Here is a 26,063-nt window from a genome sequence, read left to right on the forward strand (position 1 = left end):
CGATTGGCAAAAACCCGATTCGCAACAGAGAGGAAGTCCGACCATGGCACAAGAAACCATGAGCTTTCAGGCGGAAGTGAAACAGCTTCTGCACCTGATGATCCATTCGCTGTACAGCAACAAGGAAATCTTTTTGCGCGAGCTGATTTCCAATGCGTCCGACGCGGCCGACAAGCTGCGCTTCGAAGCCATTGAAAACAGCGGGTTGTACGAGAGCGATCCGAATCTGCGCATTCGCGTGTCGTACGACAAAGAGGCGCGCACCATCACGATCGACGACAACGGCATCGGCATGAGCCGCGACGAGGCGATCGCGAATCTCGGCACGATCGCGCGCTCGGGCACCAAGGAATTCTTCGGCAAGCTGTCGGGCGACCAGCAGAAAGACGCTGCGCTGATCGGCCAGTTCGGCGTGGGCTTTTATTCGGGCTTTATCGTTGCCGACAAGATCACCGTCGAGACGCGCCGTGCCGGCTTGCCGGCGTCCGAAGGCGTGCGCTGGGAAAGCGCGGGCGAGGGCGACTTCGCCGTCGACCAAATCGAGCGCGCCGCGCGCGGCACGACCATCACGCTGCATCTGCGTGCGGATGAAGACGAACTGCTGTCGTCGCATCGGCTGAAGTCGATCATTCAGCGCTATTCGGATCACGTCGCGCTGCCCATTCTGATGAAGAAGGAAGAGTGGGACGCCGAAAAGAGCGCGATGGTCACGAAGGACGAAGACGAGACCGTCAATCAGGCAAGCGCGCTGTGGACCCGCGCGAAGAACGACATCACGGACGAGCAGTACAAGCAGTTCTATCAGCACCTGTCGCACGATCACCAGGACCCGCTGACGTGGACGCACAACCGCGTGGAAGGCCGCAGCGAGTACACGCAATTGCTGTACGTGCCGACGCACGCGCCGTTCGACCTGTGGAACCGCGATCATCGCGGCGGCCTCAAGCTGTATGTGAAGCGCGTGTTCATCATGGACGACGCCGAGCAACTGCTGCCGTCGTATCTGCGCTTCGTGAAGGGCGTGGTCGATTCGAGCGATCTGCCGCTGAACGTATCGCGCGAAATTCTGCAGGAAAGCCGTGACGTCAAGGCGATCCGCGAGGGCGTGACCAAGCGCGCGCTGTCGATGCTCGAAGAGTTGGCCAACTCGGAGAACGAAGCCGATCGCGAGAAGTACGCCGGTTTCTGGAAGGAATTCGGCCAGGTGCTGAAGGAAGGCATCGGCGAAGACTTCGCGAATCGCGAGCGCATTGCCAAGCTCGTGCGCTTTGCCTCCACGCATACGGAGACGCCCGAGCAGACCGTGTCGCTCGCCGACTACGTGGCGCGCATGAAGCCCGAGCAGTCGAAGATCTACTACGTGACTGCCGACACCTGGCAGGCGGCAACGCACAGCCCGCACCTCGAAGTGTTCCGCAAGAAGGGCGTGGAAGTGCTGCTGCTGACCGACCGCGTGGACGAATGGATGCTGTCGTTCCTGAACGAATTCGACGGCAAGCCGTTGCAAAGCGTGGCGCGTGGCGACCTCGATCTCGGCGCGCTGAACGACGAGGAAAAACAGGCACAGGAAAAGGTCAGCGAAGAACTCAAGCCGCTCGTCGAGAAGATGAAGGACGCGTTGAAGGACAAGGCCAAGGATGTGCGCCTCACGTTCCGCCTAACCGATTCGCCGTCGTGCCTCGTTGCCGACGACGGCGAAATGAGCGGCTACCTGCAGCGCATGCTCAAGGCTGCGGGTCAGCAGGCGCCGTCGTTCCACCCGATTCTCGAAGTGAATCCGGAACACGCGCTCGTGAAGGGCTTGCACGCGGACAGCGCCAACTTCGACGACTGGTGTCATCTGCTGTTCGACCAGGCGTTGCTCGCCGAAGGCGGCGCGCTCGAAGATCCGGCCAGCTTTGTGAAGCGCACCAACACGTTGTTGCTCGCGCGCGCGAATGCCGCCTGATTGGGCGATGATTGCATAGCGTCGCGCAGACGCTTTATGTCCTCGCGACTCGGAATGCGCTGCTTCGGCAGCGCATTTTTTTCGCCTTCTCATTCGTGCGCGTGTTTTAACGCTCCAGTGTCAGCGCGTGCAAATGCCGCACTTGCGCAAGCACACTGCCGGCCAATTCCTTAGCCTCGAAACTCGAGTGGTGATCGGCGAGCACTTTTGCCGCGAGGCTGCCAATGGCTGCGCTGCTTTGCTTCGACGTGTGGTGCTGCGCGAGCGCCGAGCCGGCTAGCTCTTTCTCGATATGCGTGGCGCCCGGACGATGCAATACGACCGACGCAAGATGCGCGATCCGGTCAGATGTTTCCTTCGCGTTTGTAGTATTCAATCTGCCTCCCTGCTGCTAGTTGTTGATTTGCTGGACGCCCCTCGCCGTCTTCGACACAGGGCGGAATTCATTATGGTTAACTAACTAAAATTTATCAACGACCATAAATTGAGATTGGTTTATGAGATGCCGCGCGCGGCATTATCTTGGGAATCGCGCTTCGAACCGGAGGCTTGAAGAACCACCTTGGTTCCTTCGGGCCGCTTTGTGTACCTGGCCGCGCGCGTCGAATGTGGAATGTGTTTTGTGACTCAAGCGCATACACCTGCGCAGCGCGGCATCTTGTAAATTTTTATGTCCGATTCCGCTGTGGCCGCCCCGGCCGTTATGGTCAATGTGACAACGCGTCTGGAGACCGTGCATCTTCTGTGGTCGATACTGCGCGAAGAGGGTTTCGAGCCCGCCATATCGCGTGCCGCCGAGCTGGCCGCCGCGGGCGTGACGCCTCAATTGCACGCCGACCTGCACGCGAGCGCGGGGAATTTCGAGCTGGCGTATCACAGCGCATCGCAAGCACAAGCGGGCGAGAACGGCGCGCGCCATGCCCGCGTTGCGTTGTTCGCCGACGCACTCGGGCGCGGCGAAGTCGCGCGGCATCACAGTGAGATGGCAGTCGCCGCGCAGGCACCCGCCGTGACGCTTGAATGGGCCGCCTGGCTCATCAACGATTGCGGCGCGCATTCCGCGGCGGCGCACATGTTGCGCGCGTATCGGCAGCGCAAACCGGAGGACGCGCACGGGCCGTGGTGGCTTGCTATTTCGCTTGGCGCGCTAAGCGGCCCCGGTGTGCGCGACGAGCGGCGCGTGGCGCTCGCGCAAGCTTATACGCTCGACCCCGCTGTCGACCCCGCGTTGCCCTTGCAACTTGCATTGGCTTTGCGCGAGGCGCGCGACTGGGCCGCGCTCGAACATCTCTCCCGCGACATGCTGACGCGCAATCCCGCTGATGCGGAAATGGCCTGGCAGCTCAGTCACGCGCAATGGCAATGCAACGACGCGGCGGCCGCCGAGGCGACCATGCGCGCCGCTAACGCCGCTTCGCCTGGTAACGCAGACGTACTCGCCGCGATCGGCTTCTATCTGTGCGAGCAGGCGCGCTACGAGGAAAGCGAGGCCATGCTGCATCAAGCCCTCGCGGCGAACCCCCACGCGGTGACGCCCGCGGTCGATCTCGCCGATCTCGAACTGCGGCGCGGCTCCTGGACAAGCGGCTGGAAGCGTTTCGAGGCACGCCTCGCGCGCGACGACCGCGAGCCGAACAACATCGTTTCGGTCATGGCGCGCCTCTGTCCGCGTCGGCGCGGCGAGACGCTCGCGGGCAAGACGCTCGTGGTGCACAGCGAACTGGGCAATGGCGATGACATCCACATGGTCCGCTATGTGCCGCAACTCGCTGCACACGTGCGCGCGGAGGGCGGGCGGCTCGTGCTGTGCGTGCGCAAATCGTTGCAACCGCTGCTTGGTCGTTTCTACGAGGACTGCGTATCGATCGAGGACGGCCCGCTCGGCGCGCCCGATTACAGCCTGCCGATGATGAGCTTGCCGCTCGTTTTGAATTTGCAGCCACAGCAGGTGCGCGGCGGTGCCTATCTTCGCGCCGATCCGGGCAAGGCGGCGCTCTGGCGCGAGCGGCTTCGCGCGCACGCGCCGCACGCGCGGCTGCATGTGGGCCTCGTGTGGGCGGGCAGCCCGACGCATCGCCGCGATGACAAGCGCTCGATTGCGCGCGCTGCGCTCGAGCCGCTGCTGTCGCTCGCCGATGTCGCGTTCTATTCGCTTACGCCAGGACGCGCAGCCGACGTCGCTGTGATGACCGCGCAGGGGCATCGCGTGTTCGACATGACGGCGGATTATCAGACCGGCCTGGATGATGTCGCGGCTCACCTTATGGCGCTCGATGCGCTCGTCACGATCGACAGCGCGCCGCTGCATCTCGGCGGGGCGCTCGGGCGGCCGGTGTTGGGCATGCTCGATCACATGTCGCATTGGGCGTGGGGCAACGCGGAGACGCAAGCCTGGTACGACTCGCTGGAACTTTTCAGGCAGCCGCAGCCTGGGCAATGGGCGCCGGTGGTCGAACGCGTGACGGCGCGTCTGCAAACGCTGATGGCTGAGGACGCAAGCAAAGCTGTTTCTGGCGCCGTCGCGCATCCCGTTGCGAACGGTTGATGGCGAGCCAGTCATGAGTAGTCCAGCATCAGCGGGTTCGTCCCCGAGCCAGAAGCTGTCAGACGATGCCGACGCATTGCATCAACTCGGTCTTGCGTCTTTCCGCGACGGCGCGCTCGAGCTAGCCTGCGAGCAACTCGATCGCGCATTGAATGCCGCACCGGAGCGAGCCGACATCTGGGAGCACCGCGGGCTGCTTGCGGCGCTGCGCGGCGACCGGATTGCGGCCGAGGCGTTCTATTATCGGGCGCTCGGCATGAGCGGCGGCAGTGCCAGTCTGCATCGGAATCTCGCGGACTGCCTGAAGGTTTCTGCACGCCTCGGCGAGGCGCGCCGGCACTATGTGAGCGCGCTCAGTTTCGAGCCGACGCTGCATCATGCGGTTCGCGCACTCGCGGAAATCTGCACGCAGCGAGAGCAGCATGCCGAGGCAGCGGACTTTTGGCTGCGTGCCTGGGCGCTCGATGCGTCGAACGTTGCAGACGCGTCGGCGCTGGTCGAAGCATTATCCAAAGCTCAGCGTGATCCGGAACTCGACGCGCTATTGCCCGCGCTGCGCGCACGTTGTTCTGCCGATTCCGCGGCGCTTCGTCAACTCGCGTTCGCTTTGAACAGCGCGCAGCGTTTTGCCGATGCGCTCAGCGTCGCGAGGCAGGGCATCGGCGTCGATCCGCACGACGGCTGGCTGCATCACAACGCATCATTTGCACTCAACATGCTGGGCGAGTTCGAGCAGATGCACAGGCATAGCGCGGAGGCCGCACGCCTGATGCCCGGCAATGCGCTGATGCAGTTCAACCTCGCCGCGGCACAGCTTCGCGCGGGCGATTTCGGGCAAGGTTGGAAGCAGTATCGTTGGCATGACGAACTGCCCGAAAACCACAGTCTGGTTCGGCCGGCTTATCCGCAGTGGCAAGGCGAGCGGTTGCTCGGCTGCCGGTTTCTGCTGGTCGGCGAACAGGGACTGGGCGATCAGATCCAGTTTCTGCGCATGGCCGACTGGCTGCATCGGCGAGGCACGCAAGTGGACGTCTGGGTCGACGAGCCGCTCGGCGAAGTAGCGCGCCGCGCGGCCGGCGTGCATGCCGCGTGGACCACTGCGCCGCCTGGCCCATACGATTACTGGTGCCGCATGCTGCAGATGCCCGCGCGTATGGACCTGGAACTGTGCATGTTGCCGCTCGCCACGGCGTACCTGCAAGCGGAGCCCGCGAAGCTGCAGTTCTGGCGTAACCGAGTGCAGGCGCTAAGTACCGGGCAGGCGCATCGGCCATTGAGAAAGCGCGTGGGCATCGTATGGGCAGGCAATCCTGGATATGAACTCGATCGCTATCGGTCGATTCCGGTTCGGCAGTGGCGGACGCTTCTCGAGCAGGCTGGCGTGCGTTGGTTTTCGTTACAGAAGGGCGACGTGCAACACGACCCGGCGGTTGGGCCAGAGGGTATAGAGATACATATGTTCGGCCCTGAGATTCAAAGCTTCGCGGACACGCTCGCAATCATTCAATCTCTGGATCTCGTCATCACCGTGGATACAGCGGTTGCGCATCTGGCGGGCGCGTGCGGCACGCCGGTCTGGGTGCTGGTGCCCACATTCACGGATTGGCGCTGGATGGTCGCGCGCGACGATAGTCCGTGGTATCCGTCAATGCGCCTTTTCAGACAGCGCGAGTTGAACCAGTGGGACGCAGTGCTGGCTGATGTCGCGCAAGCGCTGCGGGAGTATGTCGGGGAATGAGCCGGATGCATGCGGCGCATCCGGCTTCAGATTTTCGACCCGGCGCGATGCCCCCGGTTCCGGGCGGCCGGGCCGAAGACGATGCCTTTACTTCTTGCCCATCAACGTTTCCATCGTCTCGCCGCGCACGACAATTTCCGTGCGACGGTTGAGCGCGCGTCCTTCCGGCGTGTCGTTGCTCGCGATCGGATTGTTGTACGCATTGCCCTTCGTGCGGACACGCTCCATCGGCACACCGCGTCCGACAAGCGCGTAACCCACGGCGACCGCTCGCGCTTCCGAGAGTTGCTGGTTGTATTCGAGCGTGCCGACATTGTCCGTATAACCTTCGACGATGATCGGCTTCTTGCTGCGCTTGAGCAGCACCGCGGAACGGTCGACGACCGCGCTCGCATCGGCGCGCACTGCCGACTTGTCGAAGTCGAACAGCGCTTTCTCGGGCAGCTTGACGGCGACGCCGTCCGCGACGGGCGCGACCTCGATGCCCGCGGCCCGGTTCAACGACGTCTCGGTGTCGCGGTTCAGCGGCGCGCTGCAACCTGCCATCAACAGTACCGACATTGCGCAGGCGCTGGCAGCCAGAAGTTTTTTCATGTTTGTCCTCTCGTTCGTTTGCGGATCAGGGGCGAGTCCGTCGACAGTGGGCGAATCGCCGGTTCGTAAAGCACGGAGGTTGTATCGTGCGTCGCGGTCGGCAGAGAATCGGACCTTTCCGAAATCGAGGGCATGATTCAGCGGTTTGATGCTTATGCGGCCGTTACCGCTGATTGGCGGAAAATGCGCGTGCGCGCTAGGGAATGGTCCGACAGGCGCGCCGTTATAATCCGAACCCATGTCTATCCGTTTCGATGCCGCCGACGCGCACTGGCGCGTCGCTCCCTTGCCTGGCTTTAGCGCTGCGCAGAAAGACTGGTTGACCCGCGGCGGTTCGTTGACCGCGCATCTGCGCGCGCTCGACGCGGTCGCGGTGCGCGTCACGCGTGAAGGCGTGGCCTTGCCGTGGGCCGACGAGCACGCCGCGCTGGGTCTTCGCATGCGCTCGCCGGTGTGGTTGCGCGAGGTCGTGTTGTCGGTCGATGCCGTGCCGTTCGTCGCCGCGCACAGCGTCGCGCCTCTCGCCGCGAGCGTCGGCGTGTGGCAGGCCACGCGGCGCTTGCGCACGCGGCCGCTCGCCGAACTGCTGTACAGCGATAGCGGGGTCGCGCGTTCGGCGCTGGTCAGCCGGCGCGTGACAGCGCGACATCCGCTGTACCGGCTCGCCGCGCGTGAAGTCGACGGGATGCCGCCGCATGCGTTGGTCGCGCGCCGCTCCGTGTTCGAGCGGCATGGCGCGCCGCTGATGGTCACCGAATGTTTTTTGCCGGCGCTGTGGGCGCATGTCGCCGCGCTCTCGAAGCGCGAGCGCGAGGTCCGTCCCGATTTGAACGCCACCGATGCGGCCCACGTGATTAACGCAGGCCATCCGCGCTGGCGCGAACACGGCCGCCCGCTCGAGCACACGGCTTCGCGCGCGCATCCCGCGACGCGTGCGGCCGGCGAACGGAGCCGCTGAATGTTGCGCGGCTTTCCTCCCGTCGTCGCGGCCGACACGCACACGCTGATTCTCGGCAGCTTTCCCGGCGAGGCGTCGCTTGCGGCGACGCAGTACTACGCGCATCCGCGCAATCAGTTCTGGCGCCTGCTTGGCGCGGTACTCGACGAGCCGCTCGCCGAACTCGCCTACGAAGAGCGGCTGCGGCGGCTCTTGTCGCACGGCATCGGCGTCTGGGACGTGCTCGCCGCGTGTCATCGCGAGGGCAGTCTCGATGCGGCGATCCGCAACGCGCAGCCGAACGACTTTGCTTCGCTGCGCGAGCACTCGCCGACGCTGCGCAAAGTCTGCTTCAACGGCAAGACCGCCGGCCGCTTCGCGCCCGTGATCGGCGCGGCGGGTTACACGACGCTCGTGCTGCCTTCGTCGAGTCCCGCGAATGCTATGCTCTCGTTCGATCAAAAATTGCGCCTGTGGCGCGACATCCTTACATGACGAAACTCATCAAGCGCGCGTCGGCTGAAGCGCGTGCATTCCGCAATCGCAACGCCGATGGCGCGGGCAAACACGCAACGGCGCGCAACAAGAAACGCGCGTCGCATAACAACGATCTGCGCGACGACCTCCACGACGCGCCGCAAATCGAAGCGCCGCGCAAGCCGCGCTTTGCGCCGGTCACGTTCTCGGAAGAGGGCGGCGTGCGCTATCTGCACTTCGGCACGGAATGGGTGCAAGGCGCGATGCGTCTGCGCAAGCCCGACCACATCGAGCTCGAATACGCGCAGCAAATGATGGCGTGGCTGCTCTTCATCCAAACGCCGAAGCGCATCGTGCAACTGGGGCTCGGCGCCGCAGCGCTGACCAAGTTCGCGCACCGCTTCCTGAAGCGCGCGAAGGTCGAGGCGGTCGAAGTGAACCCGGCCGTCGTAATCGCCGCGCGCACGATGTTCGAGCTGCCGCAAGACGACGCGCGCCTCACCGTGCACAAGACGGACGCGTGGGACTTCGTCAACGACCGCGCGAACCACGGCACGATCGGCGCGTTGCAGATCGACATTTACGATGCGACGGCGCGCGGTCCCGTGCTCGACAGCGTCGGCTTTTACCGTGCGGCGCGCGCGTGTCTGACCGATGCGGGCGTGGTCACGGTCAATCTGTTCGGCGATCATCCGAGCTTCGTGCGCAATATGAAACGCCTGAACGAAGCGTTCGACGGCCGCGTGGTCGCGCTGCCCGAAGTGCACGACGGCAACCGCATCGCGATCGCGTTCTCCGGTCCCGCGCTCGACGTGCCGTTCACGGCGCTGCAAGCGCGCGCGAAGCTGATCGAAGCCGAGCTCGGCTTGCCGGCGCGCAAGTGGATCAAGGGGCTGCAGGAGTCGACGGGACAGACGGGCGCGTCGTTCGCCATCTGATCCCGGCCAGTCGCAGGGAAGTGCCGGACCGCGAAGGTCCGGCATCGTAACCAGCCAACCGTCGCATTCCAGCGACACTTTGCGGGCCCGCCATCCATCGCGCATCGAAGCGGCGCGGGACTCGTTCGAAGATTCGGGGAAGGTCGCGAGAACCACCGGCGCAACCGCGCAAACCACGAGCGTTCGACCACGGCGCCGTGCATCGGCGTCGGCTGCTTCAGTTGTTTCCCCCTCCGCACCGGAATCCGCAGCGCCATCCGCCTCCGCTAAAACACCACCCCACGCACTCCAGCACCCGCGCCTTCGCCTCGGGGTCGTCCCTGCTTGACCGCACGTTCGCGGCTCCTATACTCTTTCGAAGCTTTCGGGGCACTCGTGTCCCATGCGGGGCGATCCTCCGCGGGCGTGCTACCGCGAGGCGGCTCTCCGCTTTGGGGGTTCACCACCCGTCGAACACGGGCCAACATTTCAATAATAGGGAAGAGGAGACGTCATGGCTCACGACGCCGACGCGAACAAGGCCAGCAAGCACTGGCTCTGGTTGTTGCTGTTGCCCTGGATCGCCATGGTCTGGGTGCCGTCGTATAACAAGGTCGAACCGGTGCTGTTCGATTTTCCGTTCTTCTACTGGTATCAGCTCCTCTGGGTGCTGATCAGCGCGGTCATCACGGCGATCGTGTACTTCAAGACCAAGACGCGCTCGGCGGGCCGTCCGCAAGGGGACGCACGATAATGAACGCCATCGCAACTTTCGTCTTCGTTCTGTTTTTCATCGGGGTCACGATTCTCGGCTTCGTCGCGGCGCACTGGCGGCGCGGCGATCTCGCTCATCTCGAAGAGTGGGGCCTGGGCGGCCGGCGCTTCGGCACCATCGTCACCTGGTTCCTGCTGGGCGGCGACCTGTACACCGCGTATACGTTCATCGCCGTGCCGGCGCTGGTATTCGGTGCGGGCGCAACGGGTTTTTTCGCGCTGCCGTACACGATCCTGATCTATCCGTTCGCGTTCGTCGTGTTTCCGAAGTTGTGGAGCATCGCGAAACGTCAGGGCTACGTGACGTCGGCGGACTTCGTGTCGGCTCGCTACGGCAGCCGCATGCTCGCGCTCGCAATCGCCGTGACCGGCATCGTCGCCACGATGCCGTACATCGCGCTCCAGCTGGTCGGCATCGAAGTGGTGATCGGCGCGCTCGGCTTCGATACGAAGGGCTTTGTCGGCGACCTGCCGCTGATCATCGCCTTCGCGATTCTTGCCGCCTACACGTACACGTCGGGCCTGCGTGCGCCGGCAATGATCGCGGTCGTCAAGGACGTCCTGATCTACATCACGATCTTCGCCGCGATCATCGTGATTCCGCCGCAACTGGGCGGCTTCAGCCACATCTTCGGCTCGGTGCCGCCGGCCAAGCTGCTGCTGAAAGCGCCGGACGTGTCGAGTCTGAACGGCTATAGCGCGTACGCGACGCTCGCGGTCGGTTCGGCGCTCGCGCTGTTCCTGTATCCGCACTCGATCACGGCGGTGCTGTCGTCGAAATCAGGCAACACGATCCGCCGCAACATGGCGATGCTGCCGGCTTACTCGCTGGTGCTCGGCCTGCTCGCGCTGCTCGGCTTCATGGCGCTCGCTTCGGGCGTGAAGGACATGCCGGAATTCGCGCCGTACTTCAAGGCGTTCGGCCCGAACTTCGCGGTGCCGGCGCTGTTCCTGCACTTCTTCCCGTCGTGGTTCGTCGGCGTGGCGTTTGCGGCGATCGGCATCGGCGCGCTGGTGCCGGCGGCGATCATGTCGATTGCGGCAGCGAACCTGTACACGCGCAACATCCACAAGGAGTTCGTGAACCGCAACATGACGCACGAGCAGGAGACCAACGTCGCGAAGCTGGTCTCGCTGATCGTCAAGGTCGGCGCGGTCGCGTTCATTCTGGCTTTGCCGCTCACGTACGCAATCCAGTTGCAGCTGCTCGGCGGTATCTGGATCATCCAGACGCTGCCGGCCATCGTGCTCGGACTGTACACGCGCGTGCTCGACTATCGCGGCTTGCTGATCGGCTGGGCAGTCGGCATCGCAACGGGTACGTGGATGGCGATTTCGCTGAAGCTCGCCGGCTCGATCTTCACGATTCACCTGTTCGGCATGGCGATTCCGGGCTATGCGGCGGTGTGGTCGCTGATCGTGAATCTGGTCGTGGCCGTGGTGGTGAGCCTGCTGGTGCGCGCGTTCGGCATGCAGCGCGCCGAAGACCGCACGCGTCCGGAAGACTATCTGGACGTCGTGGAAAGCTAAGACCCGACGCAACCTAACCCAGGCGCCCGCGGACGAAACTCCGCGGGCGTTTGTATTTGCGGCGCAGTCCAGGGCAGGATAGCGGAACTACCTTTGAAAGCGCTGCCGCTCCCGCCATGGCTTCTGCCGATTCCCGCACCGTCGTTCCGCGCCGCTCGGCGGTGAGCCGCATGGTTCGCGCGGTCACGTCGCCGTATTACCGCTACCGGCACGCAAAAGTGCTGCACAGTCTGCGCGTGGGACTGGCGATGCTGTTCTCGATTCTCGCGACCACCGGTATCGACATTCCGCACGGCATCTGGTCGTCGGTGACGTTGCTGGTCGTGATCGGCGGATTGCAGCATCACGGCAATATCCGCAAGAAGGCCGCGGAGCGCGCGGCGGGTACGCTGCTGGGCGCGTCGATCGGCTTGCTGCTGATCGTGCAGCAGAATCTCATCGGCTCGTTGCCGCTGACGTACGTGCTGATGTCGATCGTCGCCGCGATCTGCGCATGGTTCGCTATCGGCGCGTCGGGATATATCGGCCTATTGACGGCCATCACCATGTGCATCGTCGCGGGTCATGGCGACAATGTGATCGACGTCGGCCTGTGGCGCACGCTGAACGTGCTGATCGGCATCGTGATCGCGCTCGCCTTTTCGTTCGCGTTGCCGCTGCACGCGACGTATTCCTGGCGCTACGGGATCGCGGCCAATCTGCGCGAATGCGCGCGCATCTATACGCGTTTGCTGGAAGGCGAAACCATCGGCGACGAAGAGCAGGTCAAGCGCTTTCTCGAGATCAACCGGCGGCTCGTGCAACTGCGCTCGCTGATGCCTTCGGTGGCGAAGGAAATCGATGTGCCGCAGGCGAAGCTCGAGGAGATTCAGCGCTTGCATCGCTCGGTGCTCAGTTCGCTGGAGCTGCTCGCGACCGGTCCGCTGATGCAGGCCGACGCCGCCGCGCGCGCCGCGTATGCGCAGCGATGCGGCGCGGAAGTGCGGGCCGTGCGTACGATTTTGCTGGCGATTGCGCGCGGCCTGCGCTTTGGCCGCGCGACGCACTTTGGGATTCCGGTGAGTGGTACGTCGGCAAGCGGCGCTGCGTTGACCGATAGTGCGTCCGCGTCGCCGCCCGGCTCACCGCCCGCGCCGACGACGGGCAACGCGGCGCTCGCCTTGCCGCCCGATCTGCAAGGACCGTATTGGCTCGGGCAGCGGCTCGCGGAACAGATCGAGCGCTTACGCGCGGCGCTCCTCGAGACCGAGCCGAACTGGAACATCGAGCGGCACTCGCGGATTCTGCAGAAGACCTAGGCGATGGCGGCCGACGCTAGCGCACACCGCCGCTCACCGCGGTCTACCACCGCTCACTCATGCGGCGGCAGCGTCACCATCCACATCAGACCGAAGCGGTCCACCGCCATGCCGAAGCCCTTGCTCCAGAACGTTTCGCCCCAGGGCATGACGATCTGGCCGCCGTCGGCGAGCGCGTTGAAGTACTTTTGCGCCGACGCGGTATCGTCCGCGGTCAGCGACAGACTGAAGCCGCTCATCGGCTTCGCGTCCTGATCGCAGTTGCCGTCGGACGCCATCCATTGAGTCGAGCCCATCTGCACGTTCGCATGCATGATCTTTTCTTCGACGCCGGGGCGCGGCGTGTTCTGCGGGTCGGGCGGCGCGTCCTTGAAACGCATCATGAACGTGACTTCGGCGCCCAGATGCTGGCGGTAGTAATCGAGCGCTTCTTCGCAACGCCCGTTGAAGAATACGTACGGTTGGACTTCCATCGTTGCCTCCAGAAATAAGGATGTGAATGCCCGCGCTGCCAGACGGCAAAGGAAACTGCGGAAACCGCGGGCGTGCAGACCATTTTAGGCAACGGCGCTCGGGCGTTTGTGACTTTGTGTCGTGCGGAAAAGACGACTCGCACGATCACCGCGCTGCACAAAAAAACGAGTGAATCAGCCGATAAAACGACCGGCCGTAAACAGCAAACGGCCCCGAACCGCAAGGTTCGGGGCCGCATGATTGAATCGCACGATGGATGGCGGCGACTATGCCGCCCAGCGCCTTAACGCAGCGCTTCGATCAGCTTTTCCAGCTTGACTGCGTCCGCCGCAAACGCGCGGATGCCTTCGGCCAGCTTTTCGGTTGCCATCGCCTCGTCGTTGACGAGGAAGCGGAACGACGATTCGTCGACCGGCACGCGCTCGATATTGGCGTCCTGCGAGCTTTCCGGCGAGAGCTTGCGCTCCACCTTGTCCGTGCTTTCATGCAGCTTTTGCAGCAGATCCGGACTGATGGTCAGCAGATCGCAGCCGGCCAGTTCGAGAATCTGCCCCGTGGTGCGGAAGCTCGCGCCCATCACCTCGGTCTTGTAGCCGAACTTCTTGTAGTAGCCGTAAATGCGGCGCACCGACTGAACGCCCGGATCGTTCGCACCGCCGTCTTTCGCTTCGTCCCACGCGCTGCCGGCATTTTTCTTATACCAGTCGTAAATGCGTCCGACGAACGGCGAGATCAGCTTCGCGCCCGCTTCGGCACAGGCCGCAGCCTGGGCGAGCGAGAACAGCAGCGTCATGTTGCAGTTGATGCCTTCCTTTTGCAGCACTTCGGCGGCGCGCACGCCTTCCCACGTGGAAGCCAGCTTGATCAGCACGCGCTCGCGGTCGATGCCGTGGTCCTTGTACAGCGCGATCAGTTCGCGGCCCTTGGCGATCGAGGCCTGTACGTCGAACGAAAGACGCGCATCCACTTCGGTCGACACGCGGCCCGGGATGATCTTCAGGATCTCGGTGCCGAAGGCGATCAGCAACTGGTCGATGATCGCGCCCATCGGCTTCGACGCGTGATCTTTCACCGTCTTTTCGAGCAGCGGACGATAGTCGTCTTTCTGCACGGCTTTCAGAATCAGCGACGGATTGGTGGTCGCGTCCTGCGGCTTGTATTGCGCGAGCTGCTGGAAGTCGCCGGTATCGGCCACGACGGTCGTGTACTGCTTGAGTTGATCGAGTGCGGTTGTCATATTCGTGCCTTCAGGGCGCATGCGCCGTGGTTCAGGGGGAATGAGTCGCCGCCGGATTGAAAGACCGCTTCAGGCCGGCGGCCGCGAGTCACGCTGCAACGCTCACCCGATGTTGCCGGGAAACGCTGCCGGATGCTTCTATTTTATGGCGGATCGCCTGATGCAGTATTGACAGTGTGCGCCGCCGATCCGTTCACGGCTATTTCAGCGACCGTGCGCCGCGGCGCCGCACGGCTTGCGCCGCCGCGTGCTGCCGCCTGCCGCCTGCCGCCGTCTTGCGTCAGGCACGCCGCGCATTCAACACGATCTGCGTCACCACGCCCGCGACCAGGCCCCAGAACGCGGAGCCGATGGACAGCAGCGTCAGTCCCGACGCCGTCACCATGAAGGTCACGAGCGCCGCTTCGCGCTGCCTCGCGTCCTGCATCGCGTTGGTCAGGCCGCTCATAATCGAGCCGAAGAGTGCCAGCGCCGCCACGGAAACGACCAGCTCGCGCGGGAACGCCGCGAACAGCGCCGCAATCGTCGCCCCGAAAATGCCGGCGATCAGATAGAAAATGCCGCACCAGACCGCGGCCGTGTAGCGTTTGTCGCGGTTCTCGTGCGCTTCGCGGCCGGTGCAGATGGCCGCCGTGATCGCGGCAAGATTGATGCCGTGCGAGCCGAACGGCGCGAGCAGCAGCGACGCGATGCCGGTCGTCGAAATCAGCGGCGCCGAGGGCGTCGTGTAGCCGTCCGCGCGCAGCACGGCGATGCCGGGCACGTTCTGCGAAGCCATCGCGACCACGAAAAGCGGAATGCCGATGCTGATGCTCGCCGCCACCGAAAACGCCGGCATTGTGAACACGGGATGCGCGAGCGCGATCTGAAAGTGGCTGAAATCGAGCAGGCCGAACGCGCCCGCGGCAACGGTGCCGGCGATCAGCGTCGCCGGAATCGCATAGCGCGGCGTGACGCGTTTGACGATCAGGTAGGTCAGAAACATCGTCAGCACGAGCGCGGTCTGGAACTGCGCGGCGCGAAATATCTCAATGCCGATCTCGAACAGGATGCCCGCCAGCAAGGCCGACGCGATGCCCGCCGGAATTTTCTTCATCAGCGTATCGAACCATCCTGTCAGACCAACGACGGTCAGCAGCAACGCGCAGACGATAAACGCGCCGATCGCCTCCGCGTAAGGCACATGCGGCAGCGACGAGACGAGCAGCGCCGCGCCGGGCGTCGACCATGCAATGACGATCGGCGCGCGAAAGCGCAGCGACAGCCCGATGGTGCAAACCGCCATGCCGATCGACAACGCCCAGATCCACGAGGAAATCTGCGCGTTGCTCAGGTGCGCGGCCTGGCCCGCCTGAAACATCAGCACGAGCGAACTCGTGTAGCCCGTCATCATCGCGACGAAGCCGGCGACGATGGCCGATAGGGAGGTGTCGGCGAACGGATTGAAGCGACGCGGCGCGATGCCGGAGTTGGCCAGTTCAGGCGATGACGAGCGGTTCATGCCAATGCTTTCTTGTCGTTGAGAGTGGGGCGGGTGGGGCGGGTGCGTCTCGGTGGGTCTATTTGCTCAGCATGCGCATCGCGGACTCGAGGCCCGCGAGCGTGAGCGGATACATGCGGTGGCCGAGCACGTCGCGAATCGCGCTGACCGACTGGCGATACGCCCACAAGCCTTCCGGCTCGGGATTGAGCCACGCGTGATGCGGGAAATGATCGGCGAGACGGCGCAGCCACACGGCGCCGGCCTCGGTGTTGTTGTATTCGACGGAGCCGCCCGGTTGCAGTACTTCGTAAGGGCTCATGGTCGCGTCCCCGACGAAGATCAGCTTGTAGTCGGACGTGAACTTGTGCAGCACGTCCCACGTCGGCGTGCGCTCGGCGTGACGGCGGCGGTTGTTCTTCCACAGAAAGTCGTACACGCAGTTGTGGAAGTAATAAAACTCGAGGTGCTTGAACTCGGCCTTCGCGGCGGAAAAGAGCTCCTCGGTGCGCTTGATGTGATCGTCCATCGAGCCGCCGACGTCGAGCAGCATCAGCACCTTCACCTTGTTGTGCCGCTCGGGCACCATCTTCAGGTCGAGCCAGCCGGCGTTCGCGGCGGTGCTGCGGATCGTGTCGGGCAGGTCGAGCTCTTCGGCCGCGCCTTCGCGCGCGAAGCGGCGCAAGCGGCGCAGCGCCACCTTGATGTTGCGCGTGCCGATTTCGACCTGATCGTCATAATCGCGATAGGCGCGCGCTTCCCAGACCTTGACCGCCGCGCGATTGCCCGCCGAGTCGCCGCCGATGCGCACGCCTTCCGGGTTATAGCCGCCATTGCCGAACGGTGACGTGCCGCCAGTGCCGATCCATTTATTGCCGCCCTCGTGCCGCTCTTTCTGTTCGTCGAAGAGTTGCTTCAGGCGTTCCATCAGCTTGTCGATGCCGCCCATCGCTTCGATCTGCGCTTTTTCTTCCGGCGACAGATCGCGTTGCAGCTTCTTTTTCAACCAGTCGAGCGGGACGTCGAAGGCAAGCTCGGAAGCCTTGGCGACGCCGTTGAAATACGCGCCGAACGCCTGGTCGAACTTGTCGAAATACTGCTCGTCCTTCACGAGCGTCATGCGCGCGAGGTAGTAGAAATCGTCGAGCGACGGCGCGATCACGTTGGCTTTGAGCGCCTCGAGCAGCGTCAGGTATTCCTTCACCGACACGGGCAGCTTCGCGGCGCGCAGCGAGTAGAAGAAGTCGATCAGCATGCTGGGTCCTCTGCGGCGCGAGCACTCAGGAGCGCCCGATATCGCTCAATAGGGATTCAACGGTTATTGCGATTCATGAAAATGAGCCGCTCGAAGAGGCTCACGTCCTGCTCGTTCTTCAGCAGCGCGCCGGCGAGCGGCGGGATGATCTGCTTCTGATCCGACGAGCGCAGCGCTTCGGGCGGAATGTCTTCGGCGAGCAGCAGCTTGAGCCAGTCGAGCAATTCCGACGTGGACGGCTTCTTTTTCAGCCCCGCCACGTTGCGCAGTTCGAAGAAGCTCTGCATGGCCGCGGCCAGCAGGTCCTTCTTGATGCCGGGGTAATGCACCTCGACGATCTGCTGCATCGTGGCCGGATCGGGAAACTTGATGTAGTGGAAAAAGCAGCGGCGCAAAAACGCGTCGGGCAACTCTTTCTCGTTGTTCGACGTGATGATGACGAGCGGCCGCTGCTTCGCGCGGATCAGCTCGTGCGTCTCGTACACGTAGAACTCCATGCGGTCGAGCTCGCGCAGCAGGTCGTTCGGAAATTCGATGTCGGCCTTGTCGATCTCGTCGATCAGCAGCACGGTTTGCTCGTCCGACTCGAACGCCTGCCAGAGCACGCCCTTGACGATGTAGTTGCGGATGTCCTTGACGCGCTCGTCGCCGAGTTGCGAATCGCGCAGGCGCGAGACCGCGTCGTATTCGTACAGGCCTTGCTGCGCCTTGGTGGTCGACTTGATGTGCCACTGCAGAAGCGGCATGCCGAGCGCGGCGGCGACTTCTTCGGCCAGCATGGTTTTCCCGGTGCCCGGCTCGCCTTTGATCAGCAGCGGGCGCTTGAGCGTCATCGCGGCGTTGACCGCGAGCTTGAGGTCGTCGGTGGCGACGTACTGCGATGAGCCTTCGAAACGCATGGCGAGGTGCTCTCTGGCGTGGGAAAAAACCCAGTATAAGTCAGAAGCCCTGTTGCCCTGAAACCGCCTCGCGTAAGGTTGCAGCCGCGCTGTGGGCGGTGCTTCGCGTGGCCGCGCAAACGTGACGCAGCGTGGCGCGGCGCCGTGCGCAGGCAGCCGCGCCGGGCCGTGCGCCCCGCGCGGTGGACGTTCGGCGCGGCGTCGCGGTACAATTAGCCCGATTTTTTTGGCCTGCGTGGCTCCCTATAAGAAAAACGGCGCGGGCCGTTGCCTTTTTGGGCGCCCGTTTCCCCTCAAGCCAGGTTACATGCTATGAACAAATTCGTCGGCAAACACGTCGTGATCGCAGCGCTGTCGGTGCTCGCGGGCTATGCGGCCAGTGCGCAGGCAGCGGATGTCGTCGGCAACGCGAAAGCGGGCCAGGGCAAGGTCGCGATGTGTATTGGCTGCCACGGTATCCCTGAATATCGCACGGCTTATCCTGAGGTGTATCGCGTGCCCATGCTAGGCGGCCAGAACCAGGCGTACCTCGAAAACGCGCTGCGCGGCTACAAGAAGGGCGACCGCCACTTCGAAACGATGCACGCGATCACCGCGTCGCTATCGGATCAGGACATCGCCGACATCGCTGCTTACTACGCGGCGCAAAATTCCTCATCGAAAAACAATCCCGACAAGTGACCGGCTGCGGTTATCCAACCAGTCACACGGCTATTAAATTCGCGGGATAGGAGAATTCATGAATAAGCCCCAACAGGCACTCCACACGGTGTTCAAGGCTGCATGCGCGTCGGCGGCAGTATTCGGTCTGGTTGCAGCGAGCGTCGCCCACGCGGCCGACGCCGGCAACGGCAAGGTGCTGTCCGAGAGCCACAACTGCGCGGCATGCCACGGTCCGAACCTGAACAAGCCGGTGAGCCCGGAGTATCCGAAGCTCGCCGGTCAGCACGCCGATTACGTTTACTGGGCGCTGCGTCAGTATCAAATGGGCAACGGCAACCCGCACATGGGCCGCAACAACGCGATCATGCAGGCTCAGGTGCAAAGCCTGTCGCAATCGGACATGAAAGACATCGCCGCTTATGTCGAATCGCTGAAGGGCGATCTGGTGCAGAAGAAGTAAGCGCGCCGCCGTTTGAGCGATCGATTGCAAAACACCCCGCTTTTCGCGGGGTGTTTTGCTTTGGCGCACAGGTTTCAGGTTCGCGCTGTGCGGCGTTAGTCGCGTGTCGCGCGCCGTTCGATCCGTTGCAGATACGCGTCCGTGTCCGGCGGCAGGCCGGTGCGCTGCGCTTCCCAGATGGTCTCGCCGAGGCACTCCATGATCGCGTGCTGCGCGTCGTGTGCGGAGCCGAGGCGCGCGGCAAGGCGCTCGTGCGCCGCGCGGATGCCAGGCGGCTGATCGATCGACAACTGCTCGCTGATGGCCAGATGCATCGACAGATGCAGGAACGGATTGGTCTGTCCGCGCTCGGGCGAGTAGTCCTGCGCCTGGGCGGCCTCGGCATCGGTCAGCTCCGCGTGATACTCGGGATGCTCGGCGATCCAGTCGGCGGCCATCGCTTCGAGCGGCGTCAGGATCGCGCCTTCGCGCTGCTTGCGCCAAGTCTCGGTGAAGAATTGACGGACTTCGTCGCGGCTCGGATTGAACATCGTGGGACGGGTGTCTTGAGTGGGGAGTGAGAGTGGGAGAAGCAGGCGGCGCACAGCATGCGGCGCTGGCAAGCGATCATTTTACGCGCCGCTGCCGTGGTCCGCTGAGCGTGGGTTCGCTGAACGTGCGCCGGCTCAAAGATCGGGCGGTGGCGTCTTCGGCCGGAACTCGCACAGCGGTTCGATCGCGCAATGCCAGCACTCGGGCCGGCGCGCCTTGCAAACATAGCGGCCGTGCAGGATCAGCCAGTGATGCGCGTCCTTCTTGAACTCGTCGGGCGTGAATTTTTCGAGCGCCGCTTCGACCGCGCGGACGTCCTTGCCGGGAGCGAGCCCGGTTCGATTCGCAACCCGAAAGATGTGCGTGTCGACGGCGATGGTCGGATGACCGAACGCCGTATTCAGAATCACATTCGCCGTCTTGCGTCCGACGCCCGGCAGGCTTTCCAGCGCCTCGCGGTCCTCGGGCACCTCGCCGCCATACTGCTCGATGAGGATGCGGCAAGTCGCGATCACGTTCTTCGCCTTGTTGCGGTACAGGCCGATCGTCTTGATGTAGTTCGCGACGCCTTCCTCGCCGAGTTCAAGCACCTTCTGCGGCGTATTCGCGACCGGAAACATCTTGCGCATCGCCTTGTTGACCGACACGTCCGTGGCCTGCGCCGACAGCAGCACGGCAATCAGCAGTTCGAACGGTGTCGTGTACTCCAGTTCGGTGGTGGGATGCGGATTGACGCTCTGAAGCGTTTCGTAGATGGCGCGGCGTTTGTTCGCGTTCATGCTGGGCGGGCTGAGTGGGCAGAGGCGGTTGCAGTTGGCGTTAGCGTGGATTGCGCGTGCCGGCCGGGTTTGGCGGCGTGTCCGCGGCGGCGGTGTCGGCGTTGTTGGCGGTGTCGTTGTCGGCGAGTCCAAGGCGGCGTCGGCGCGCTTCCGCTGCGTCGATTTGCGCCTGCACGTCCGCGCTGACGTGCTCGGTGTTCAACGGCGCCTGGCCTTTGGCCGCCAGTTCTTCCTTCTTCTTGCGGGCGCGTTCGAGCGCGGCCTGGATGATCGCGCGCTTCTTCGCTTCGGCGTCGTCAGTTGCAGGTGCGGACGATGCCGCCGCCGCTGACGCAGACGCACCAGCCGGCGGCGCACTGGCCGGCGGTTCACCAACAGCCGTGCCAACAGCGCCCGCGCTGCTTCGCCGCGCCGCAACACGCGCTTCGGCGGCTTCGCGTTCCTGCGCGAGACGCGCGTCGCGTCGCTCGTGACGTTCGCGCGCCGCGTCGGCCTGCGGCTGGCTCCATGCGTCCCACCCGGTCGCCTCGCCGGTGACGGGCTGCATCGAAATGCAATCGACGGGACACGGCGGCACGCACAGGTCGCAACCCGTGCACAGCTCGGCGACGACCGTATGCATGTGTTTCGGTGCCCCAACTATTGCGTCGACGGGACACGCCTGCATGCACAACGTGCAGCCAATGCAGATGTGCTCGTCGATGACCGCGAGCGGCCGCGGCCGTTCGACGCCATTGGCGGGATTAAGCGGAATCACCGGCTTGCCGAGCAGGGCGGCAAGCCGCGCGACGCCTTCGGCACCGCCCGGCGGGCACTGGTTGTAGCTCGCTTCGCCGCACGCGACGGCCTCGGCATACGGACGGCAGGCCGGATAACCGCACTTGGTGCATTGCGTCTGGGGAAGCAGATCTTCGATGCGATCTGCGAGTGTTTTAATCAGTGTCACGGTCACAAGGTGGGGCGAAGCAAGGCCGGGCAGGGGACTCGCGGGGGACTAGCAAAGGACTAGCAGGCGACTAGCAGGCGACTCAAGCGCGTCTCGGCGGGCGGTCGCATAGCTTGAACTAAGCACCACATTATCGCCGATTTCCCCAATTGCCATCCGCAATCCATGTGCCATAATCGAAGCGCCTTTTTCGAAAGACCGCAGAAGGGTTTTCCCTCCAACCAGCCGTCCAGTGCTGTCGGTGCAAGGCCCGAGGAGAGGCCGGCGGTGCGATCCGGATAACGCGGCTCACGAAGACCATGCCACCATGAATCAGCCGAAAATCAAAAGAGATCCTGAAGGCACCCGGCGCCGCATTCTGCTTGCGGCAGCCGAAGAGTTCGCAAATGGTGGGCTATTCGGCGCGCGCGTCGATCAGATCGCCCGCCGCGCGGAGACGAATGAGCGCATGCTCTATTACTACTTCGGTAGCAAGGAGCAGCTTTTCACGGCGGTACTCGAGCACGCGTTCAGCGCGCTCAACGAAGCCGAGCGCACGCTCGAGCTGAACGGCATTGCGCCGGTGGAAGCCGTTACGCGCCTCGCGCATTTTGTCTGGGATTACTACCGCGACCATCCCGAACTGCTGCGCCTCGTCAACAACGAAAATCTGCACGAGGCGCGTTATATGCAGAAGTCCACGCGCATCCGCGAAATGATTTCGCCGATCGTCGCCACGCTCGGCAGCATTCTCGAGCGAGGCCAGCGCGCGGGTCTGTTTCGCACGAACGTCGATCCGCTGCGCTTCTACGTGACGCTGTCGGGCATGGGTTACTACATCGTGTCGAACCGCTTCACGCTCGAAGCCACGCTTGGCCGCGATTTCAGCAGTCCGGGCGAACGCAGCGAAGTGATTCAGATGAACACCGAACTGCTGCTTGCGTATCTGTTGCGGAAGTAGGGCGGCGGCTTGCGTTGGACTTGATAGACCCGCATTGCCTCGAGATGCACGCATAAGCAAACGGCCTCCGTCAGGAGGCCGTTTCATATGCTGCATAGCGTGAGCCGCGTTCAGACTTCGGCTTTTTCCTTCACGACCTTCGGCGCCTTGTTGTGCTCGAGGATGAAGTCGCGCAACTGCGGATAGATGATCGTGCGCCAGCGGCGGCCCGAAAAAATACCGTAGTGGCCGCACTTCTCGGCCGTGAAGTGACGCCTGTGCTTCTCCGGAATGCCGGTGCACAGCTCGTGTGCGGCATAGGTCTGGCCGTCGCCGGAAATATCGTCCAGCTCGCCCTCGATCGTGAAGAGCGCCGTCTTCGTGATGTCCTGCGGCCGCACGCGTTCGCCGGCCACGTCCCATGTGCCCTCGGCCAAACTGAATTCCTGGAACACGACGCGGATCGTGTCGAGGTAATAGTCGGCGTCCATGTCGAGCACCGCGTTGTACTCGTCGTAGAAGCGGCGATGCGCTTCGGCGTCGTCTTCGTCGCCGCGCAACAGGCTCTGATAGAAGTCCCAGTGCGAAGCCGCGTGACGTTCCGGGTTCATCGCGACGAAGCCGGTGTGCTGCAGGAAGCCCGGGTAGACCTTGCGGCCCACGCCCGGATAGTTCGGCGGCACGGTGAAAATCACGTTGTTCTCGAACCACTCGTACGAATGCTGCGTGGCGAGCGAGTTCACCGAAGTCGGGCTCTTGCGCGCGTCGATGGGGCCGCCCATCATCGTCATGGTGCGCGGCGTGTCTTCGCCGCGGCTCGCCATCAGCGAAATGGCGGCAAGCACCGGCACAGTCGGCTGGCACACCGAGATCACATGCAGATTCTTCGCGCCGATGTGGCGGATGAAATCCTGAATGTAGGCGACGTAATCGTCCAGATGAAACTCGCCGTCTTCCAGCGGGACCATGCGCGCGTCGATCCAGTCTGTCAGGTAAACCTTATGGTCCTGGAGCAGCGTGCGCACTGTGTCACGCAGCAGCGTGGCATGGTGGCCCGACAACGGCGCGCACACCAGCACGACCGGCTCGTCTTTCAGTTGCGTGACGGCGTCGCTGTCGTCGGCAAAACGCTTGAAGCGCAGCAGGCGGCAGAACGGCTTCTCGACGATCGTCTGTTCGATGATCGGGATGTTGTGGCCGTCCTTGACGATCTGATGGAGGTTGAACTCCGGCTTCTCATAGTCTTTGCCGAGCCGGTAGAGCAGTTCGTAACCGGCCGAGAGGCGGGTAGCGCCGGGCACGTAAGCCAGCGGGCTAGCAGGGTTCGCGAACGATTTCGACGCGGCCTGGGCCCAGGCGGTGAGCGGGCTCAGCATAGCCCGCTGGAATTCGTGCAGTTGATAGAGCATGGGTGCTCCGTTTTAAGCGGTTCGCATGGGGCTTCGCAAACACGCATGTGGCGTTGCGGCTGGCCATTCTTGGTTGTTGGTAGATCGGTTATAGGCCGACAGACAGTTCGATCATATAGAAAGCAGGGTACTTGTGCAATGCAGCATTCCGGCGGCGCCGATCCGTAAAAATGTCATCGAATCATGCTACTGGCGATGCTGCTGCGCCGCCATCAGGGCTTGCAGCAGCCTTAAGTTCAGCATCTTCCGTGCCGTTATGCGACGGCTGCCCGGTTGCGCGCGCCATCGCCTGTTCGTGCTTCATCAGGTTCAGGCCCGTGTTGACGAGCGCCACATGCGAGAACGCCTGCGGGAAGTTGCCGACGAGCCGCTTTGCCGCCGGATCGTATTCCTCGGCGAGGAGCCCGACGTCGTTACAGAGGCCGAGCAGCCGTTCGTACATGGCAATGGCTTCGTCGAGGCGGCCTTGCAGCGCCAGGTTGTCCACCATCCAGAACGAACAAGCCAGAAACGTGCCTTCCCCCGGCGGTAGGCCGTCGTCGAATTCGGTGGTGCGGTAGCGCATCACGAAGCCGTCGTGCATCAGGTCGCGCTCGATCGCCTCGACCGTGCCTTTCACGCGCGGATCGTGCGGCGGCAAGAAGCCGACGAGCGGCAGCAGCAGCAGGCTCGCGTCGAGCTGATCGCTGTCGTAGGTCTGCGAAAACGCATTGCGCGAAGCGTTCCACGCCTTGTCGCAGACTTCCGCGTGAATCTGCGCGCGGGTGGCGCGCCATTCGTCGAGCGGCCCCTCGAGATTGAACATTTCCGCCGATGCCAGCGCGCGGTCGAACGCGACCCACGCCATCACCTTTGAGAAAGTGAAATGCTGGCGTCCGCCGCGCGTTTCCCAGATGCCTTCGTCGGGTTGCTGCCAGATCGTGCCGAGGTGACGCAGCAGCGCGCACTGCACGTTCCACGCGGTGTCGTCTGCCTGCAGGCCGCCGACCCGCGCGAGATGCAGCGCGTTCATGACTTCGCCATACACGTCGAGCTGGAGCTGTCCGACCGCGTTGTTGCCGATCCGCACCGGCTTCGCGCCGCAATAGCCGGGCAGCCAGTCGACCTCGTACTCGGTCAGGCGCCGCTCGCCGGCCAGCCCGTACATGATCTGCAACTGGTCGGGCGCGCCGGCCATTACACGGCCGAGCCAGGTACGCCAGGCGCGCGCCTCGTCGTAGTAGCCGCCGCGCATCAGCGCGAGCAGCGTGATCGTCGCGTCGCGCAGCCAGCAGTAGCGGTAGTCCCAGTTGCGCGTGCCGCCGAGCTGTTCCGGCAGCGACGTCGTGGGCGCGGCGACGATCCCGCCGGTCGGTTCGTAGGCGAGCGCCCGCAGCGTGATCAGCGAGCGGCGAATCGGCTCGGCCCATTTGCCTTCGATGGTGCCGCGCGCCGACCATTCGAGCCAGTGATTCTCGGTGCGGGCCAGCGCCGTATGCGGATCGCGCGCGGGCGGCAGCCGCAGATGCGAGGCCGAGTACGCGAGCGAGAACGGCACGCGCTCGCCTTCGCTGACGGTGAACTCGGCAACCGTCTTCATGTTCTCGCCGCGCAGATCGACGGGCGTGCGCAGCACCGCGTTGTCCGGACCGACGATCGCGCGAATCCCGCTCTCGTGCTTCAGGCGGTCGACCCACGGAATCGAAAAGCCGTAGTCGAAGCGCAGCACCAGTTCCATCTTCATGCGCACGGTGCCGCGCTTGCCGACGACGATGCGCACCATCTCCGACCAGCCGTTGCCCGGCGGCATGAAGTCGACGAGCGTGACCGCGCCTTCGGGCGTTTCGAAGTCGGTCTCGAGGATCAGCGTTTCGCCGCGATAACGGCGGGTGATTTTCGGCGGCGTGTCGCTGCCGCTGTCGGCGTCGGTCTCGGTGCCGCTGCCGGTGTCGGGACAGATCAGCCAGCGGCCGTGGTCCGGCGTGCCGAGCAGCGCGGCGAAGCAGGCGCCGGAGTCGAAGCGCGGCCAGCAGAGCCAGTCGACGGAACCTTCGCGTGAGACGAGCGCGGCCGTGTGGCCGTCGCCGATGAGCGCATAGTCTTCGATGAGTGCGGGCATGGCCGTGCGTTTCGATACCTAATGTACGTTGATCGTTTTGAGTAGCGGGCGCGGCAAGTTCGGCTGCGCCCCACTGGTTTCTTCCGGACTTGCGGGTTGCAGTTTGGTTCACCGCACACAATGCGGCAAAACGCGGGTTGTAATTGTCAAATGGC

At 63.7% G+C, this 26,063-nt stretch carries 24 protein-coding genes; 12 read left to right on the forward strand and 12 right to left on the reverse strand.

The window, feature by feature from the left end; genetic code table 11:
• Positions 1-43: 43 nt before the first annotated feature.
• A complete protein-coding gene (gene htpG / locus AB6809_RS16125; RefSeq protein WP_029969990.1) occupies positions 44-1,948 on the forward strand; it encodes a molecular chaperone HtpG in 1,905 nt (634 codons plus the stop codon).
• Between the two features lie 106 nt (positions 1,949-2,054).
• Here htpG and AB6809_RS16130 read toward each other — a convergent pair whose 3' ends face one another.
• Positions 2,055-2,324 (reverse strand): hypothetical protein, encoded by a 270-nt coding sequence (locus tag AB6809_RS16130; protein WP_006048385.1) that lies wholly within the window; start codon positions 2,322-2,324, stop codon positions 2,055-2,057.
• 294 nt (positions 2,325-2,618) lie between these two features.
• Between AB6809_RS16130 and AB6809_RS16135 the strand changes: the two genes are divergently transcribed.
• Together AB6809_RS16135 and AB6809_RS16140 are read left to right on the forward strand one after the other, a co-directional pair.
• The gene (locus AB6809_RS16135) at positions 2,619-4,493 is read left to right on the forward strand and encodes a glycosyltransferase family 9 protein (RefSeq protein ID WP_371026866.1); all 1,875 of its coding nucleotides are present in this window, start codon (positions 2,619-2,621) and stop codon (positions 4,491-4,493) included.
• Between the two features lie 13 nt (positions 4,494-4,506).
• Positions 4,507-6,231, forward strand: coding sequence for a hypothetical protein (locus AB6809_RS16140; protein ID WP_051154029.1), 1,725 nt, complete (start codon positions 4,507-4,509; stop codon positions 6,229-6,231).
• A gap of 87 nt (positions 6,232-6,318) precedes the next feature.
• Here AB6809_RS16140 and AB6809_RS16145 read toward each other — a convergent pair whose 3' ends face one another.
• Positions 6,319-6,825, reverse strand: a complete 507-nt coding sequence (locus AB6809_RS16145) for an OmpA family protein (protein WP_006048382.1) — start codon at positions 6,823-6,825, stop codon at positions 6,319-6,321.
• A 238-nt stretch (positions 6,826-7,063) separates the two neighbouring features.
• Here AB6809_RS16145 and AB6809_RS16150 point away from each other — a divergent pair, with 238 nt between their 5' ends.
• The 6 genes from AB6809_RS16150 (at position 7,064) to AB6809_RS16175 (ending at position 12,758) form a co-directional block, all read left to right on the forward strand.
• Positions 7,064-7,783, forward strand: a complete 720-nt coding sequence (locus tag AB6809_RS16150) for a chorismate lyase (protein WP_371026867.1) — start codon at positions 7,064-7,066, stop codon at positions 7,781-7,783.
• A complete protein-coding gene (locus tag AB6809_RS16155; RefSeq protein ID WP_029969986.1) occupies positions 7,784-8,257 on the forward strand; it encodes a DNA-deoxyinosine glycosylase in 474 nt (157 codons plus the stop codon). It begins immediately after the preceding gene.
• Positions 8,254-9,177: a spermidine synthase gene (locus AB6809_RS16160; protein ID WP_029969985.1), complete on the forward strand. Its 924-nt coding sequence runs from the start codon at positions 8,254-8,256 to the stop codon at positions 9,175-9,177. Before AB6809_RS16155 ends, AB6809_RS16160 begins: the two co-directional genes overlap by 4 nt.
• A gap of 493 nt (positions 9,178-9,670) precedes the next feature.
• The gene (locus tag AB6809_RS16165; protein WP_006048378.1) at positions 9,671-9,910 is read left to right on the forward strand and encodes a DUF3311 domain-containing protein; all 240 of its coding nucleotides are present in this window, start codon (positions 9,671-9,673) and stop codon (positions 9,908-9,910) included.
• Positions 9,910-11,460, forward strand: coding sequence for a monocarboxylate uptake permease MctP (gene mctP / locus AB6809_RS16170; RefSeq protein WP_006048377.1), 1,551 nt, complete (start codon positions 9,910-9,912; stop codon positions 11,458-11,460). Before AB6809_RS16165 ends, mctP begins: the two co-directional genes overlap by 1 nt.
• 116 nt (positions 11,461-11,576) lie before the next feature.
• Positions 11,577-12,758, forward strand: a complete 1,182-nt coding sequence (locus AB6809_RS16175) for an FUSC family protein (RefSeq protein ID WP_029969984.1) — start codon at positions 11,577-11,579, stop codon at positions 12,756-12,758.
• Positions 12,759-12,811: 53 nt separating this feature from the next.
• On the opposite strand, the gene AB6809_RS16180 is transcribed toward AB6809_RS16175, so the two are convergent.
• The 5 genes from AB6809_RS16180 to AB6809_RS16200 form a co-directional block, all read right to left on the reverse strand.
• On the reverse strand, positions 12,812-13,231 hold the full coding sequence (locus AB6809_RS16180; RefSeq protein ID WP_006048375.1) for a VOC family protein: 420 nt from the start codon (positions 13,229-13,231) through the stop codon (positions 12,812-12,814).
• A 284-nt stretch (positions 13,232-13,515) separates the two neighbouring features.
• Complete coding sequence (gene tal / locus AB6809_RS16185; RefSeq protein ID WP_029969983.1) at positions 13,516-14,469, reverse strand: transaldolase; 954 nt, start codon at positions 14,467-14,469, stop codon at positions 13,516-13,518.
• A 280-nt stretch (positions 14,470-14,749) separates the two neighbouring features.
• Positions 14,750-15,970, reverse strand: coding sequence for a benzoate/H(+) symporter BenE family transporter (locus AB6809_RS16190; protein WP_029969982.1), 1,221 nt, complete (start codon positions 15,968-15,970; stop codon positions 14,750-14,752).
• 58 nt (positions 15,971-16,028) lie between these two features.
• Positions 16,029-17,204 (reverse strand): VWA domain-containing protein, encoded by a 1,176-nt coding sequence (locus AB6809_RS16195; protein ID WP_029969980.1) that lies wholly within the window; start codon positions 17,202-17,204, stop codon positions 16,029-16,031.
• A gap of 56 nt (positions 17,205-17,260) precedes the next feature.
• Positions 17,261-18,103 carry a MoxR family ATPase gene (locus AB6809_RS16200; RefSeq protein WP_006048371.1) on the reverse strand — a complete coding sequence of 281 codons (843 nt, stop codon included), beginning with the start codon at positions 18,101-18,103 and terminating at the stop codon, positions 17,261-17,263.
• A gap of 312 nt (positions 18,104-18,415) precedes the next feature.
• On the opposite strand from AB6809_RS16200, the gene AB6809_RS16205 reads away from it, so the two are divergent.
• Both AB6809_RS16205 and AB6809_RS16210 read left to right on the forward strand, forming a co-directional pair.
• Positions 18,416-18,784, forward strand: coding sequence for a c-type cytochrome (locus AB6809_RS16205; protein ID WP_006048370.1), 369 nt, complete (start codon positions 18,416-18,418; stop codon positions 18,782-18,784).
• A gap of 58 nt (positions 18,785-18,842) precedes the next feature.
• On the forward strand, positions 18,843-19,226 hold the full coding sequence (locus tag AB6809_RS16210) for a c-type cytochrome (protein ID WP_006048369.1): 384 nt from the start codon (positions 18,843-18,845) through the stop codon (positions 19,224-19,226).
• Positions 19,227-19,321: 95 nt separating this feature from the next.
• Here AB6809_RS16210 and AB6809_RS16215 read toward each other — a convergent pair whose 3' ends face one another.
• The 3 genes from AB6809_RS16215 to rsxB form a co-directional block, all read right to left on the reverse strand.
• Entirely contained in the window at positions 19,322-19,756 is a 435-nt protein-coding gene (locus tag AB6809_RS16215) for a DUF1841 family protein (protein WP_006048368.1), read from the reverse strand.
• A 135-nt stretch (positions 19,757-19,891) separates the two neighbouring features.
• Positions 19,892-20,536 carry an endonuclease III gene (gene nth / locus AB6809_RS16220; RefSeq protein ID WP_029969978.1) on the reverse strand — a complete coding sequence of 215 codons (645 nt, stop codon included), beginning with the start codon at positions 20,534-20,536 and terminating at the stop codon, positions 19,892-19,894.
• A 40-nt stretch (positions 20,537-20,576) separates the two neighbouring features.
• The gene (gene rsxB / locus AB6809_RS16225) at positions 20,577-21,488 is read right to left on the reverse strand and encodes an electron transport complex subunit RsxB (RefSeq protein ID WP_029969976.1); all 912 of its coding nucleotides are present in this window, start codon (positions 21,486-21,488) and stop codon (positions 20,577-20,579) included.
• A 301-nt stretch (positions 21,489-21,789) separates the two neighbouring features.
• Here rsxB and AB6809_RS16230 point away from each other — a divergent pair, with 301 nt between their 5' ends.
• Complete coding sequence (locus tag AB6809_RS16230) at positions 21,790-22,422, forward strand: TetR/AcrR family transcriptional regulator (RefSeq protein WP_006048365.1); 633 nt, start codon at positions 21,790-21,792, stop codon at positions 22,420-22,422.
• Between the two features lie 110 nt (positions 22,423-22,532).
• Here the strand turns inward: AB6809_RS16230 and AB6809_RS16235 are convergent, their stop codons facing one another.
• A complete protein-coding gene (locus tag AB6809_RS16235; protein ID WP_029969975.1) occupies positions 22,533-23,810 on the reverse strand; it encodes a polyhydroxyalkanoate depolymerase in 1,278 nt (425 codons plus the stop codon).
• A 181-nt stretch (positions 23,811-23,991) separates the two neighbouring features.
• Complete coding sequence (locus AB6809_RS16240) at positions 23,992-25,908, reverse strand: glycoside hydrolase family 15 protein (RefSeq protein WP_029969974.1); 1,917 nt, start codon at positions 25,906-25,908, stop codon at positions 23,992-23,994.
• Between the last annotated feature and the right edge of the window lie 155 nt (positions 25,909-26,063).

It is taken from the genome of Paraburkholderia sp. RCC_158, assembly GCF_041355255.1.
GTDB classification, from domain to species: domain Bacteria; phylum Pseudomonadota; class Gammaproteobacteria; order Burkholderiales; family Burkholderiaceae; genus Paraburkholderia; species Paraburkholderia graminis.